Annotated in this window: 14 protein-coding genes; 9 read left to right on the top strand and 5 right to left on the bottom strand. The window is 63.1% G+C overall.

Annotation, left to right across the window (positions count from 1 at the left end):
* Window positions 1–118: 118 nt before the first annotated feature.
* Complete coding sequence (locus BLT66_RS00340; RefSeq protein ID WP_092754276.1) at window positions 119–820, bottom strand: pirin family protein; 702 nt, start codon at window positions 818–820, stop codon at window positions 119–121.
* Window positions 821–920: 100 nt separating this feature from the next.
* On the opposite strand from BLT66_RS00340, the gene BLT66_RS00335 reads away from it, so the two are divergent.
* Window positions 921–1901, top strand: coding sequence for a LysR family transcriptional regulator (locus BLT66_RS00335; RefSeq protein WP_092754273.1), 981 nt, complete (start codon window positions 921–923; stop codon window positions 1899–1901).
* A gap of 24 nt (window positions 1902–1925) precedes the next feature.
* Here the strand turns inward: BLT66_RS00335 and guaA are convergent, their stop codons facing one another.
* Window positions 1926–3542, bottom strand: coding sequence for a glutamine-hydrolyzing GMP synthase (gene guaA, locus BLT66_RS00330; protein ID WP_369821580.1), 1617 nt, complete (start codon window positions 3540–3542; stop codon window positions 1926–1928).
* 70 nt (window positions 3543–3612) lie between these two features.
* Window positions 3613–5082 carry an IMP dehydrogenase gene (guaB, locus tag BLT66_RS00325; RefSeq protein ID WP_092754267.1) on the bottom strand — a complete coding sequence of 490 codons (1470 nt, stop codon included), beginning with the start codon at window positions 5080–5082 and terminating at the stop codon, window positions 3613–3615.
* A 120-nt stretch (window positions 5083–5202) separates the two neighbouring features.
* Between guaB and BLT66_RS00320 the strand changes: the two genes are divergently transcribed.
* Window positions 5203–5691, top strand: a complete 489-nt coding sequence (locus tag BLT66_RS00320; protein ID WP_092754264.1) for a DUF4124 domain-containing protein — start codon at window positions 5203–5205, stop codon at window positions 5689–5691.
* 7 nt (window positions 5692–5698) lie between these two features.
* On the opposite strand, the gene BLT66_RS00315 is transcribed toward BLT66_RS00320, so the two are convergent.
* Together BLT66_RS00315 and BLT66_RS00310 are read right to left on the bottom strand one after the other, a co-directional pair.
* Window positions 5699–6040 (bottom strand): RnfH family protein, encoded by a 342-nt coding sequence (locus tag BLT66_RS00315; protein ID WP_092754261.1) that lies wholly within the window; start codon window positions 6038–6040, stop codon window positions 5699–5701.
* On the bottom strand, window positions 6033–6473 hold the full coding sequence (locus BLT66_RS00310) for a type II toxin-antitoxin system RatA family toxin (protein WP_092754258.1): 441 nt from the start codon (window positions 6471–6473) through the stop codon (window positions 6033–6035). Before BLT66_RS00310 ends, BLT66_RS00315 begins: the two co-directional genes overlap by 8 nt.
* Before the next feature lie 60 nt (window positions 6474–6533).
* Between BLT66_RS00310 and smpB the strand changes: the two genes are divergently transcribed.
* The 7 genes from smpB to BLT66_RS00275 all read left to right on the top strand — a co-directional run bounded on the left by smpB (window position 6534) and on the right by BLT66_RS00275 (window position 13906).
* Window positions 6534–7007 carry an SsrA-binding protein SmpB gene (gene smpB, locus BLT66_RS00305; protein WP_092754255.1) on the top strand — a complete coding sequence of 158 codons (474 nt, stop codon included), beginning with the start codon at window positions 6534–6536 and terminating at the stop codon, window positions 7005–7007.
* A 142-nt stretch (window positions 7008–7149) separates the two neighbouring features.
* Window positions 7150–8688 (top strand): methyl-accepting chemotaxis protein, encoded by a 1539-nt coding sequence (locus BLT66_RS27355; RefSeq protein ID WP_143029120.1) that lies wholly within the window; start codon window positions 7150–7152, stop codon window positions 8686–8688.
* A gap of 62 nt (window positions 8689–8750) precedes the next feature.
* On the top strand, window positions 8751–10343 hold the full coding sequence (locus BLT66_RS00295; RefSeq protein ID WP_092754252.1) for a methyl-accepting chemotaxis protein: 1593 nt from the start codon (window positions 8751–8753) through the stop codon (window positions 10341–10343).
* A 209-nt stretch (window positions 10344–10552) separates the two neighbouring features.
* Window positions 10553–10780, top strand: coding sequence for a hypothetical protein (locus BLT66_RS27005; protein WP_255406702.1), 228 nt, complete (start codon window positions 10553–10555; stop codon window positions 10778–10780).
* An 82-nt stretch (window positions 10781–10862) separates the two neighbouring features.
* Entirely contained in the window at window positions 10863–11129 is a 267-nt protein-coding gene (locus tag BLT66_RS00285) for a hypothetical protein (RefSeq protein ID WP_092754246.1), read from the top strand.
* Between the two features lie 7 nt (window positions 11130–11136).
* A complete protein-coding gene (locus tag BLT66_RS00280) occupies window positions 11137–12540 on the top strand; it encodes a TolC family protein (protein ID WP_092754243.1) in 1404 nt (467 codons plus the stop codon).
* A 1-nt stretch (window position 12541) separates the two neighbouring features.
* On the top strand, window positions 12542–13906 hold the full coding sequence (locus tag BLT66_RS00275; RefSeq protein ID WP_092754241.1) for a multicopper oxidase family protein: 1365 nt from the start codon (window positions 12542–12544) through the stop codon (window positions 13904–13906).
* The last annotated feature ends 42 nt before the right edge of the window (window positions 13907–13948 follow it).

The following is a 13948-nucleotide window of genomic DNA, read 5'->3' as shown; positions in this document are numbered from 1 at the left end:
CCCGGTGTACGTTAGATGCACCGGCTCGCAACGGATAGACCGTTTGTGCGATTTCTTGGATGAATGTGTGCTGCCAATGCAAGGGCTTGTAACAAGCCCTTGCGATGACAAGCTGAACTCAAGGTGCAGTGTCCACCAGCACCAGTTCCGCATCAGCGATGGCGGTCACGCGGATGGTGTCCACATCGCTGATGGCAGCGCCGTCGCGGGCCAGCAGGCGCACGCCGTCCACGTCCACTTCGCCGATGGCGGGCACCAGGTAGGCACGGCGGTTCTTGCCCAGGTGGTATTCCGCTGTTTCGCCCGCCTTCAGTGTGGCGCCGGACACCCGTGCATTCGTGCGGATAGGCAAGGCCCCTTCGTCACCCGGCAGGCCACTGGCCAGCGCCACGAAGCTGCCCGACCGGTCGCCCTTGGGGAAAGGCTTGGCGCCCCAGGAAGGGGGCAGGCCGCGGCCGTCCGGCATGATCCAAATTTGGAAAATCTTGGTCTCGCCGGGCTCCTGGTTGTATTCCGAATGGCGGATACCGGTGCCCGCACTCATGACCTGCACGTCGCCCGCTTCAGTGCGACCCTTGTTGCCAAGGTTGTCCTGGTGGGTGATCGCACCTTCCCGTACGTAGGTGATGATTTCCATGTTGGCGTGGGCATGCGGCGGGAAGCCGGTGCCGGCGGCAATCGCGTCGTCGTTCCACACCCGCAATGCACCCCAGCCCATGCGTGCAGGGTCGTGGTATTCGGCGAACGAAAAATGGTGCTTGGCATTGAGCCAGCCGTGGTCTGCACCGCCGAGGGAGTCGAAAGGTCTGCGTTCAATCATGCTGTTTCTCCAAAAGTTTGTGTTGCGATGGAGAGACTTTATGATCCACAGACCATTAAGAGAATAGAAAATATGGAAAACAATTCATTCCAAAAATGCTATGACTAGATTGCCTGATCTGGAAGCATGGGCGATATTCGCCAAGGTGGCCGAAACCGGATCTTTCGCCAAGGCGGCTGCCGAATTGGCGATCTCGCAGCCCACGGTGTCCAAGGCGCTCACGCGCCTGGAGAGCCGGCTGAAAACCACCTTGTTCCACCGCACCTCGCGGCGCATGTCGCTCACCGCTAGCGGGCAGGCATCACTGGAGCGGGCAGCGCGCATCCTGAGCGAGGGTGAGGCGGTGGAGGCGGAAGTGACCGAGCAATCCAAGAACCTGCGCGGCCCCATTCGCATTGCAGCGCCGATGTCGTTTGGCGTGTCGCACCTGGCGCCCGCCCTGCCCGCATTCATGGCCTTGCATCCAGACGTGGCCCCCGATCTGCATTTCAGCGACGAGCTGATCGACATGGTGGCTGACGGGTTTGACGTGGCGCTGCGCATTTCGAACCTGCCCGATTCCAGCCTGCTGGCGCGCCGGCTATGTACGGTGCGGCTGCTGTTGGTGGGTGCGCCTGCGTACTTTGCCCAGCATGGCAGCCCCAGCCATCCGCGTGACCTGGCGACACACCGCGCGCTGCGCTACGTGCACACTCGCACTGGCGAGGCCTGGCGTTTCCAGCATCCGAAGTTGGGCGAGTTCGCTCAGGTGGTCCCGGCCAAGCTGCGGGTCAATAATGCCGAGGGCTTGATCCCCGCGCTACGTGCCGGCCTGGGGCTGGCGTTGCAACCGGAATTTCTAGCCTGGCAAGACCTGCAGTCCGGCGTATTGGTGACCGCGCTGGACGGATGGCAGGTCGCGCCCATCGCCCTGCACATCGTCACCCCGCCGGGCCGTGCAAGGCCTGCACGGGTGCAAGCCTTGATCGAGTTTTTGGCGCGTCATTTCGCGCAAGCCCCCTGGGCCCATGAGCCTGCGACCGGGCCCGAGGATGCACCGGCCGACGGAACTAAGCCGAGGCCGAAGCAGCCATCTCCTTGAGTAAGAGACGGCTGAACCGCACCATCATTCCCACTCAATCGTGGCCGGTGGCTTGCTCGATACGTCGTAGGTCACGCGGTTGATGCCGCGCACTTCGTTGATGATGCGGCCCGACACCTTCTTCAGCAACGCGTAGGGCAGCTCGGCCCAGTCGGCGGTCATGAAGTCGCTGGTTTGCACCGCGCGCAAGGCCACCACGTAGTCGTAGGTACGGCCGTCGCCCATCACGCCTACGCTCTTCACCGGCAGGAACACGGTGAAGGCTTGGCTGGTCAGCTGGTACCAGGTCTTGCCGGTGGCTTCGTCCTTGAAGTTGTGCAGCTCTTCGATGAAGATCGCGTCGGCGCGGCGCAGCAGATCGGCGTATTCTTTTTTGACTTCGCCGAGAATCCGCACGCCCAGACCGGGGCCAGGGAACGGATGGCGGTACACCATGTTGTACGGCAGGCCCAGGGCCACGCCGAGTTCGCGCACTTCGTCCTTGAACAGTTCGCGCAGTGGCTCCAGCAGCTTCAGGCCCAGCTCGGCCGGCAGGCCGCCGACGTTGTGGTGGCTCTTGATGGTGACGGCCTTCTTGCTCTTGGCGCCGCCAGACTCGATCACATCGGGATAAATCGTGCCCTGGGCCAGCCATTTAGCACCCTTGGCGCCCTCGCCTTTGAGCTTGGCAGCCTCTTGTTTGAACACGGTGACGAATTCGCCGCCGATGATCTTGCGCTTGGCTTCCGGGTCGCTGACACCGGCCAGTTTGCCGAGGAACAGATCAGAAGCGTCGGCACGGATTACCTTGGCGTGCAGCTTGCCAACGAACATGTCCATCACCATATCGCCTTCGTTCAGGCGCAACAGGCCGTGGTCGACGAAGACGCAAGTCAGTTGGTCGCCGATGGCCCGGTGGATCAGAGCAGCCGCCACCGACGAATCAACACCGCCGGACAGGCCCAGGATCACTTCTTCATCACCCACCTGTTCGCGGATATGCGCGACGGCTTCGCTGATGTAGTCGCCCATCACCCAGTCGGGCTTGGTGGCGCAAATGCCCAGCACAAAACGGTTCAGCAGCGCCTGGCCTTGCACGGTGTGGGTCACTTCGGGGTGGAATTGCACTGCGTAGAACTTGCGCGCCTCGTCGGCCATGCCGGCAATCGGACAGCCGTCGGTACTGGCCATCAGCTTGAAGCCCGGTGGCAGCTCGGTGACCTTGTCGCCGTGGCTCATCCAGACGTTCAGCATGCCCTCGCCTTCCGGCGTGGTGAAGTCGGCAATGTCTTTCAGCAGCGCAGTGTGGCCCCGGGCGCGCACGGCAGCAAAGCCGAATTCACGGGTATGGCCGGTTTCCACCTTGCCACCCAGCTGCTGGGCCATGGTCTGCATGCCGTAGCAAATGCCCAGCACCGGCAGGCCCAGATCGAAAACCGCCTGTGGCGCGCGGTCGGTCGTATCTTCGGTCACGCTGGCGTGGCTGCCAGACAAGATGACGCCCTTCAGATTGCCATCGGCTGCATAGGCGCGGACCCACTCATCGCTCACATCGCAGGGGTGGACTTCGCAAAACACATGGGCTTCGCGCACGCGACGAGCGATGAGTTGGGTGACTTGGGAGCCGAAATCGAGGATGAGGATTTTTTGATGGGTAGACATGGACATGGGGGTCAAAATCAAAAACGGGCAGCGCTTGGCTGCCCGGATGGAGACTACTTACCGACTGCGCTCATTCCGAGCGGTAGTTGGGGGCTTCTTTGGTGATCTGCACATCATGGACATGGCTTTCGCGGATGCCGGCCGAGGTGATTTCCACAAACTCGGCCTTGTCCTTCATCTCGTCGATGGTGGCGCAACCGCAATAGCCCATGCTGGCGCGGATACCACCGGCCATCTGGAAAATGATCGAAACCATGGAACCCTTGTACGGCACCCGGCCTTCGATGCCTTCGGGCACCAGCTTGTCGGCGTTCGGATTGCCGGTGCTGACTTCCTGGAAGTAGCGGTCGGCACTGCCCTGCTGCATCGCGCCAATGCTGCCCATGCCGCGGTAGCTCTTGTAGCTGCGGCCTTGGAACAGCACCACTTCGCCCGGTGCTTCCTCGGTGCCGGCAAACATGCCGCCCATCATCACGGTGCTGGCACCGGCGGCGATGGCCTTGGCGATGTCGCCGCTGTAGCGGATGCCGCCGTCGGCAATCAGGGGGACGCCCGAACCGCGCAAGGCGGTGGCCACGTTATCGATGGCCATGATCTGCGGCACGCCGACACCGGCCACGATGCGCGTGGTGCAGATGCTGCCGGGGCCGATACCGACCTTGACTGCATCGGCGCCGGCTTCCGCCAGGGCCAAAGCTGCCGCGCCGGTGGCGATATTGCCGCCGATGACGTCGATATTCGGGTAGTTTTGCTTGATCCAACGCACGCGATCGATCACGCCCTTGCTGTGACCATGGGCAGTGTCCACCACGATAGCGTCAACACCGGCACGCACCAGGGCTTCAACACGCTCTTCAGTGCCCTCACCCACGCCGACCGCTGCGCCTACACGCAACTGGCCCTGGGCATCGCGCGCTGCATTCGGGAAGCTGGTCTGCTTGGTGATGTCCTTGACGGTGATCAGGCCCTTGAGCTCGAACGCGTCGTTGATGACCAGCAGACGCTCCAGCTTGGACTTGTTCAGCAGCGCCTTGGCTTCGGCCAGCGAAGCGCCTTCCTGGACGGTGACCAGTTTTTCGCGCGGCGTCATGATCTCGCTGACAAGCACGTCGTAACGGGTTTCAAAGCGCAAATCGCGGCTGGTGACGATACCGACCACCTTGCCGCCGTCGCAGACGGGGAAGCCGGAAATGCCCAGCTGGGCCGACATATCGATCACCTGGCGCACGGTATGGGTCGGGGTGATGATCACCGGATCGCGCAGCACGCCGGACTCGTAGCGCTTGACCTTGAGCACTTCAGCGGCTTGCTGCTTGGGCGTAAAGTTCTTGTGCACGATGCCCATACCACCTTCTTGCGCCATGGCGATGGCCAGACGGGCTTCGGTCACGGTGTCCATAGCGGCGGACACAAGCGGCAGGTTCAGGGTGATATTGCGCGACAGACGGGTCGCAAGAGACGTGTCCTTGGGAAGGACTTGGGAGAACGCTGGCACCAACAACACATCGTCGAAAGTGAGCGCTTTTCCTAGCAGGCGCATATACAAAGCTCCAAAAAGCAGATTGTACTAGCCTGCGCCCGCCCTTTTCTTTACCGGGTTATGACAATCCCAACCCTACTCCCCTTGGAAAAGTGCGCCTGCCCCAGCTAAACTTGCGGAATGCAAATTCACAAAGCCCTCGTCGTCGCCTTTGGATGTGTCCTTTCGCTGGCCGCATCTGCGCAATGGCAGTGGCTGGACAACAGTGGTAACAAGGTCTTCAGCGACCGAGCGCCACCGCCTGACATCCCCAGCAAGAACATCCTGCGCCAGCCCGGCGGAACGCCCAAGCCGAAGGCCGTAGCGGCCGCCGAAGCTCCTGCCTCCGCAGCCTCGGCGCCCAAAATCAGCGGTACCGACAAAGCGCTGGAAGAAAAAAAGAAGCAAGCAGAAGACGCAGAAGCCGCCAAACGCAAAGCCGAAACCGACAAAATTGCAGCGACCAAGGCAGAAAACTGCCAACGCGCCAAGCAATCCAAGGCCAACTACGACTCTGGCATGCGCATTGCTCGGGTCAATGAAAAAGGCGAGCGGGAAATTCTGGACGATGCCGCTCGGGCTGCTGAGACCAAGCGCCTGCAGGACGTGATGGCGTCGGACTGTCAGTAACAAGCGGCTAGTAACCGGCCTTCGCCCCGGCGCGCCTCTTGGCAAACAAACCGGTGCCCCGCGCACCCTGGCTGGCAAAGCGCTCACGGCGGGCCACCTTGGGGTCTACGGTCAATGGGCGGTACAGCTCCACCCGGTCGTAGGCTTGCAGCAGCTGGCCGGGTACAGCCGACCTCCCCCACACGCCCAGCGTATAGCCAGTCACATCCAGGCCGGCAAACGGCTCCAATCCCTGGCAGGCAGCCAAGGCATCGCCTACGGATTGCCCTTCGGGTAGCTCGAACACCAACTCATAGGCCTCGCGCGGCGCAGGAGACCAGGCCACAGTGATCTGCAGCAGCTTAGCCATACACCTGTTCGGCACGCTTCACAAAGGCGTCCACCAAGCTGCCGGCAATCCGGTCGAATACCGGGCCGATCAAGGCTGAGAGCGCGATGTTGTCGAAGCCATAGTGCAGCTGCAGATCGACCCGGCAAGCGCGCTGTGTGCCGTCGCCCACCGGGGTAAAGCTCCAGGTACCGTCCAGGTTGGAAAACGGCCCCTTGATCAATTTCATCACCACCTGGCGCCCCTCCACATGGGTGTTCTGGGTGATGAACTTTTGGTGCAGACCACTGAAAGCGATACCGACTTCGGCCGTCATACCGCTGCCGTCTTCCGACAGCACTGCGGCATGGTCGCACCAAGGTAAAAACTGCGGATATTGCGCAACCTGGGTGACCAGCGCGAACATTTCTTCGGCGCTGTACCAGATGAGGACGGACTTATGGACGTTTTTCATAGAATGGAGGGCTGCGCGGGATTGTAGAACCAGCTTTGCGCTCCCCTCACCTCGTACCCCATGGCCAAAAAACCTGATACCAATACCCGCATTGCCGACAACAAAAAGGCCGCCTTCAATTACTTCTTCGAGGAGCGCATCGAGTGCGGCTTGGTACTGGAAGGCTGGGAGGTCAAGTCCCTGCGCGAAGGCAAGGTACAGCTGACCGACGGCTATGTGGTGGTGCGCAATGGCGAGCTGTTCATCATCGGCTGCCAGATCCACCCGCTGAATTCGGCCTCGACCCACATCAGCCCAGACAAAGTGCGCACCAAGAAGCTATTGCTGCACAAGGAGCAGATCAAGAAGCTGATCGTCAAGACCGAGCAAAAAGGCTACACCTTGGTGCCGCTGAACCTGCACTGGAAGGCCGGCAAGATCAAATGCGAAATCGCTCTGGCCAAGGGCAAGGCCGAGCACGACAAGCGCGACACCATCAAGGACCGCGAAGGCAAGCGCGAGGTCGAGCGCGCCATGAAGTCCCGCCAGCGCTAGGCGCACGGGGCGCTGGCCCGGGCCGGCGGCCTTGGTAAAACTGCCTCTGGCTTCGGCCCACAATGTTCGTTAGCATATGTAACGCCCCCTGCTGTCGCAGGGTGCGGCGGATACGCACTCCTTCTTGCGACGAAAGGCCACTATGAAACTACGCAACCAGATTCTTTCCTTGGGTTTGGTCGGTATCCTGATGGCTGGCTTGGTCGGCGGCATCGGCCTGCTGAACGCCAAGCGATTGACGGGAGCGATCGGCGACTCCATCGGCATGGGCGTGGCCCTGCAAAGCAGCCAGGAGGCCGACATGATGCACGACGCGGTGCGCGGCGACGTGTTGCTGGCCCTGCTGGGTGCGATCAGCAAAGACGAGGGCCAGATCGACGAGGCCAAGAAGGGGTTGCCCGAGCATGCCAAGACCTTCAACGACGCATTGAAGACCTTGCAAGGCCTGCCGATCTCGCCCGAGGTCAAGGCGGTGATCGAAAAAACATTGCCCATGGTGAAGAGCTACACCGACTCGGCTGCCACGGTTCTCGGGCTGGCTGCCACCGATCCGGCGGCGGCGCAGGCGGCGGTGCCAGCCTTCCAGAAGGCCTTTACCGACCTGGAAAAACAAATGGCCGAGCAGTCCGACGCCATCGAAAAAAGCGGCCGCGACATGCACCAGGCGGCCCAAGACTATGCGAGCCTGGCCCTGGTACAGATCGGCGTAGCCCTGGCCTTGGCCAGCGCGGTGCTGGTGGTGGCTGCGCTGTGGCTGGCCAAGTACCTGGCCCGCCCCATGGACTACGCGATGCAGATCGCCGACCAGCTGTCCCAAGGGGATTTATCGATGTCGGTGCAGCCCACGGGCAACGAAGAAACCGTGCGCCTGCTGAAGTCGATGGCGCACATGCAAACCAACTTTGCTGGCATCGTCCACACCGTGAAGAGCAATGCCGATAGCGTGGCCACCGCCAGCGCAGAAATTTCGCAAGGCAACCAGGACTTGAGCGCGCGCACCGAAAGCCAGGCCAGTGCACTGGAGCAGACCGCCGCCTCCATGGAAGAACTGGGCTCCACCGTCAAACAGAACGCCGACAACGCACGCCAGGCGAACCAGTTGGCCATGAGCGCCTCGGCGGTTGCGGTACAAGGCGGCCAGGTGGTGGGCCAGGTGGTCGAGACCATGAAGGGCATACATGACAGCTCCACCAAGATCGCCGACATCATCAGCGTGATCGATGGCATTGCCTTCCAGACCAATATCCTGGCCCTGAACGCCGCCGTAGAAGCCGCCCGCGCCGGCGAACAAGGCCGCGGTTTCGCGGTGGTGGCCAGCGAGGTGCGCAGCCTGGCCGGTCGCAGTGCCGAGGCCGCCAAGGAGATCAAGAACCTCATCGGCGTCAGCGTGGAACGCGTAGCCCAGGGCACGAGCCTGGTGGACCAGGCCGGCAGCACCATGACCGAGGTGGTCAGCGCGATCCGCCGCGTCACGGACATCATGGGCGAAATAAGCGCCGCCAGCAGCGAGCAGGCTTCGGGTGTGGCCCAGGTCGGCGAAGCCGTCACACAAATGGACCAGGCGACCCAGCAGAACGCGGCCTTGGTCGAGCAAATGGCCGCTGCCGCAAGCAGTCTGAACAACCAGGCCAACGAACTGGTGCAAGGTGTGGCGGTCTTCAAGCTCAGCCACCGCGCCTAGTTCTCCCGGGGCCGCGCGGGGCGGATTCCGTAAAAGTATTTTTATAACGACAGGAAGACAAAATGCCCTCATTCATCGCCGGCCTCTCGGTGGCCAAACGGCTCGGCCTGGGCTTTGCCCTGGTGCTGGTGCTGTCGGTTATTACCATCATCTTCGGCATCTCGCGCCTGAATGCGGTGGCCGAAGCCGCGCAGTACATGGTAGCCAGCCCCATCAAGACCGAGCGCATCGTGAGCGACTGGTACCGCAACATCCACACAGGTGTGCGCCGTACCGGAGCCATTGCCAAGAGCAACGACCCCGCCGTTGCCACCTACTTCGCCGAAGACCAGGCGGCTTCGACCAAAAGCTCCTCCGAATTTCAAAAGCAGGTAGAGCTTTTGATGGACACGGATGTAGAAAAAACCCTGTTCAAGCAGATATCGGAAGAGCGCAAAAATTACATCCTGGTGCGTGACGCCATCCTGGACCTGAAGAAGGAAGGCAAGGCAGAAGAAGCCAGCCAGATGCTGGACCAGAAGTTCACCCCTGCGTCCAAGGCCTATATGTCCAAGATGGAAGAGCTGCTGAACACCCAGCGCAAGGACATCGACGACCAGTCGCGCACCATCCAGGACAGCTATGCCACCAGCCGCAACCTGATGGTCGCCCTGGGCGTGGTCAGCGTACTGCTGAGCATCGTGATCGCCTGGCTGCTGTCGGGCACCATCACCGGCCCGCTGGCGCAAGCCAGTGTGATCGCCCGCCAGGTGGCCTCGGGCGACCTGACCGCACGCATCGACACCCAGCGCAGCGATGAGCTCGGGCAGCTGCTGACCAGCCTGAAGACCATGCAAGCGGGCCTGGTGCAGGTGGTGGCGAATGTGCGTTCGGGTTCCGAGAGCGTGGCCACTGCCAGCGCCCAGATTGCCGAGGGCAACAACGACCTCAGCGCCCGCACCGAAAGCCAGGCCAGCGCGCTAGAGCAGACGGCTGCCTCGATGGAAGAACTTAGCTCCACCGTCAAGCAAAACGCCGACAACGCCCGCCAGGCCAACCAGCTGGCCATGAGCGCATCTACCGTGGCCATCCGCGGCGGCGAAGTGGTGACCCAGGTGGTGGAAACCATGAAGGGCATCAACGAATCCTCGCGCAAGATCTCGGACATCATCCAGGTGATCGACGGCATCGCGTTCCAGACCAACATCCTGGCGCTGAATGCCGCTGTGGAAGCCGCCCGCGCCGGCGAACAAGGCCGCGGCTTCGCGGTGGTGGCCAGCGAGGTGCGCAGCCTGGCCGGTCGCTCGGCCGAAGCCGCCAAGGAAATCAAGAACCTGATCGGCGCCAGCGTGGACCGCGTGGCCCAGGGCACAGCCCTGGTCGACCAGGCGGGATCGACGATGACCGAGGTGGTCAATTCCATCCGCCGGGTCACCGACATCATGGGCGAGATCAGCGCGGCCAGTAATGAGCAGTCGTTGGGCGTGGCCCAGGTTGGCGAAGCCGTCACGCAGATGGACCAGGCCACCCAGCAGAACGCCGCCTTGGTAGAAGAAATGGCCGCCGCCGCCAGCAGCCTGCGCACCCAGGCGCAAGACCTGGTGCAGGTGGTAGCCGTATTCAAGCTAGGCCAGCACGATGGAGCCCAGGGCTTGTCGCTGGGATTCAACCGCTGAGCAGGCAAAACCAGGGAACCTTTCGCCGCCCCCGCTATCATTCCTGCATGCGCCGGTTTTTCCTCATCCTCATGATCGCCCTGCTGCCTTTGCGCGGCTGGGTCGGTGATGCGATGGCTATGGAGATGCTGGTGCAGCACCCAATTGCTATGCAAAATATAGCTGCCAGCGCAGATACATCAAGCGCTAGCGAGCTGTTTGATGCAGAAATGCAAGCCGAATGTCCGGGCCATGCGGAGTCGGTGACGCCAGCCAGCGATACAACTCCAAACCATTGCGGCAGCTGCCCTCTCTGCCAGATCTGCCATACCGTGGCAGCGCCGGCACCCTGGTCCGCCCAGCCCAGCGGCTGGCTGAGCCATGCGCTGCCCGACGTGGCGCACACCCGCTTCGCCAGCGCGCCCGCCGCGTTCGCGCTCAAGCCACCCATTTCCTGAACGTCCCAGCCTTAGTCCGTCTGTAATCCGCCCCCGATCGGCGGCGTGCAGAGGGTTTGCTTGTGTCGTTCAGGAGATTTTTGTGAAAACCCCATTCTTTTTGGCCGGGGCACTGCTGTGCCTACCGGCCCTCGCCCAGCTGCCGGCTGCCGCCGACCCTGCGGCTGCCGTGCCCGCTGTGCCCTACCGCTCGGTGTTTGATACCACCGCCCGCGGCGTCGAAACCCAGTCGCTCGACTGGAAGAAGGCCAATGCCGACGTCGGCCAGTTCCACCGCGGCCATGCCGATGTGCTGAAGTGGGAGCAGGCCCAGCCGCCCGCACCGCACCCCGACGCGCAGAAACGGTAGGCCGCTGATGTCTACCATTTCAATCCAACGCAGCGCTGCGGCCCTGCTGATGCTGGCGCTCACCGGCTGCGCCACGCTCTCGCCCGATGGCGACCTGGGTGCGGTGCAGCAGCTCGCACAGCCCCGCATCGGCACCGCCAGCCTGCGCCCCGACCCGCAGGCGGTGGCCGGCCTGCTGGCCCAGCCGCTGGATGCCGAAGCCGCGGTACGCATCGCATTGCTGAACAACCCGCAAATGCAGGAGTCGCTGGCCACGCTGGGCCTGAGCGATGCCGAACGGGTACAAATGGACCGTTTGCCGAATCCGCACTTCGCCATTGGCCGCTTCACCGAAGGCAGCACGCGGGAGATCGAACGCGTGCTCAGCTTCAATGTGCTGGGCCTACTGGCCCTGCCCTGGCGCGCCGAGTGGCAAGGCCAGCAGCACGAGCTGGCCAAGCTGCAGGCCGCGCAGGACGTGGTGCGGCTGGCGGCCGACACCCGCAAGGCCTGGATCAGCGCGGTGGCGGCCCAGCAAAGCGCGCTCTACCTGCGCGACGTGAAAGACGCAGCCGAAGCCGGCGCCGAGCTGGCCCGGCGCATGGCCCGCGTCGGCAACTGGAGCCGGCTGGAGCAGGCGCGCGAACAGGTGTTCCTGGCCGATGCCACGGCCCAGCTGGCCCGGGCCCAGCAGACCACCTTCAGCGCGCGCGAAAAGCTCACCCGCCTGATGGGTCTGTGGGGCGCGCAAACCGGCTTCACCCTGGCCCATCGCCTGCCCGACATTCCCAAGACGGTGACGAACATGCAAGACATCGAAGCGCGCGCACTGCGTGAGCGGCTGGATGTGCGCTCGGCTGTTGCGGCAGCGGGCTATGTGGCCCGGCAGCAGGGCTTCAGCGACGTGGCGGGCTACTTCGACGGCTTGACTATGGGCTACACCCGCAACACCACGTTCGACAACGCCGCAGGCAGCAAGGAGACCAAGCGCGGCTGGGAGCTGGAGCTGCCCTTGCCCGTATTCGACTGGGGCAGTGCCCGCCATGCGCGCTCGAAGGCGCTGGTCTTGCAGTCAACAGCGCGGGTGCGCGGCGTGGCGGTGCAGGCAAGGTCGGAAGCCCGCGAAGCCTACTTCGGCTACCGCACGGCTTACGACCTGGCAGTGCACTACCGCGACGAGATCGTGCCGCTGCGCAAGTTCATCAACGACGAGCTGGTGCTGCGCTACAGCGGCATGCTGGCCAGTGTATGGGAGCTGCTGGCCGATACACGCCAGCAGGTGCTGAGCGTGAACAGCGCCATCGAGGCCCAGCGCGACTTCTGGCTGGCCGAGACCGATCTGCAAACCGTACTCAGCGGCACCTCGCCCGGCGCCCCCGCCTCTTTGGCTTCCGGCGCTGCCGCAGAAGCCTCCGCTACCCAAGGACATTGAAATGGACCGCAGAACATTTTTTGGCGGCGCTGTGCTGGTTGCCAGCGTCAGCAAGGTGGCGATGGCCGCCCTGCCCGAGCCGGTGATCGCCACCACGCCCGCAACCGCCCCGCCGCTCGTGCCACCGAATGGCCGGCCGTACAACCCAGTAGTCACCCTGAACGGCTGGACCTGCCCCTGGCGCATGAACGCCGGGGTGAAAGAATTCCACTTGGTGGCCGAGCCGGTGGTGCGCGAAATCGCCCCCGGCATGCAGGCCACGCTCTGGGGCTACAACGGCCAGTCGCCCGGCCCGACGATTGAAGTAGTGGAAGGCGACAAGGTGCGCATCTTCGTCACCAATCGCCTGCCCGAGCACACCACCATCCACTGGCACGGCCAGCGCCTGCCCAACGGCATGGACGGCGTGGGTGGCCTCACGCAACCGCAGATCCCGGTGGGCAAGACCTTTGTCTACGAGTTCGAGGCGCGCCGCCCCGGCACCTTCATGTACCACCCGCATGCGGACGAAATGGTGCAGATGGCCATGGGCATGATGGGCTTTTGGGTCACGCACCCCAAGGCCAAACATCCGCTGATCGACACCGTGCAGCGCGACTTTTGCTTTCTGCTGAACGCCTACGACATCGACCCCGGTAGCACCACGCCGCGGCCCAACACCATGCTGGACCAGAACCTGTGGACCTGGAACAGCCGGGCCTTCCCCGGCATCGACACCTTGAACGTGCGCCATGGCGACAAGGTGCGCATTCGCGTGGGCAACCTGACGATGACAAACCACCCCATCCACCTGCACGGCCACGAGTTCATGGTCACCGGCACCGACGGCGGCCCGGTGCCGCACGGCGCGCGCTGGCCCGAGGTCACCACCGACATTGCGGTAGGCCAGATGCGGCAGATAGAGTTCTTGGCCGACGAGCCCGGCGACTGGGCCCTGCACTGCCACAAGAGCCACCACACCATGAACCCCATGGGCCACACCGTGCCCAACATGATCGGCGTGGACCACCGCGGCCTGGTGCAAAAGATCCAGAAGCTGGTGCCCGACTACATGCTGATGGGCGAGCGCGGCATGGCCGACATGGGCGAAATGCAGATGCCCATCCCCGACCAGACCCTGCCCATGATGAGCGGCAGCGGCCCCTACGGCCCGATTGAGATGGGCGGCATGTTCACCACCCTCAAGGTGCGCAAGGAGCAAAAGCCCGGCGACTACAGCGACCCCGGTGCTTATCGGCAGCCACCGGGCACACAGGCGTTCGAATGGACTGGCGCTTTGGCCGAACCCGCCCGGCCCGCCGCCGTAGCCCCGACTGCGGCGCTACAGGTACGCAAACCCAGCGGAGGCGCACATACCAGCCACTGAAGCAACCGCTATCAACTTTATAGCCGCTCGCGCAGATTAAAT

The organism is Rhodoferax sp. OV413 (assembly GCF_900104385.1).
GTDB lineage: Bacteria > Pseudomonadota > Gammaproteobacteria > Burkholderiales > Burkholderiaceae_C > Rhodoferax_B.
The sequence above is the reverse complement of the archived record's forward strand: the minus strand, read 5'-3'. Positions and strand labels throughout refer to the sequence as shown.

Excerpts from the sequence above, each read along its gene's own strand:
- BLT66_RS00340 (WP_092754276.1), bottom strand. The coding sequence starts at position 820 with ATGATTGAACGCAGACCTTTCGACTCCCTCGGCGGTGCAGACCACGGC.
- BLT66_RS00335 (WP_092754273.1), top strand. The coding sequence starts at position 921 with ATGACTAGATTGCCTGATCTGGAAGCATGGGCGATATTCGCCAAGGTG.
- guaA (WP_369821580.1), bottom strand. The coding sequence starts at position 3,542 with ATGTCTACCCATCAAAAAATCCTCATCCTCGATTTCGGCTCCCAAGTC.
- guaB (WP_092754267.1), bottom strand. The coding sequence starts at position 5,082 with ATGCGCCTGCTAGGAAAAGCGCTCACTTTCGACGATGTGTTGTTGGTG.
- BLT66_RS00320 (WP_092754264.1), top strand. The coding sequence starts at position 5,203 with ATGCAAATTCACAAAGCCCTCGTCGTCGCCTTTGGATGTGTCCTTTCG.
- BLT66_RS00315 (WP_092754261.1), bottom strand. The coding sequence starts at position 6,040 with ATGGCTAAGCTGCTGCAGATCACTGTGGCCTGGTCTCCTGCGCCGCGC.
- BLT66_RS00310 (WP_092754258.1), bottom strand. The coding sequence starts at position 6,473 with ATGAAAAACGTCCATAAGTCCGTCCTCATCTGGTACAGCGCCGAAGAA.
- smpB (WP_092754255.1), top strand. The coding sequence starts at position 6,534 with ATGGCCAAAAAACCTGATACCAATACCCGCATTGCCGACAACAAAAAG.
- BLT66_RS27355 (WP_143029120.1), top strand. The coding sequence starts at position 7,150 with ATGAAACTACGCAACCAGATTCTTTCCTTGGGTTTGGTCGGTATCCTG.
- BLT66_RS00295 (WP_092754252.1), top strand. The coding sequence starts at position 8,751 with ATGCCCTCATTCATCGCCGGCCTCTCGGTGGCCAAACGGCTCGGCCTG.
- BLT66_RS27005 (WP_255406702.1), top strand. The coding sequence starts at position 10,553 with ATGCAAGCCGAATGTCCGGGCCATGCGGAGTCGGTGACGCCAGCCAGC.
- BLT66_RS00280 (WP_092754243.1), top strand. The coding sequence starts at position 11,137 with ATGTCTACCATTTCAATCCAACGCAGCGCTGCGGCCCTGCTGATGCTG.
- BLT66_RS00275 (WP_092754241.1), top strand. The coding sequence starts at position 12,542 with ATGGACCGCAGAACATTTTTTGGCGGCGCTGTGCTGGTTGCCAGCGTC.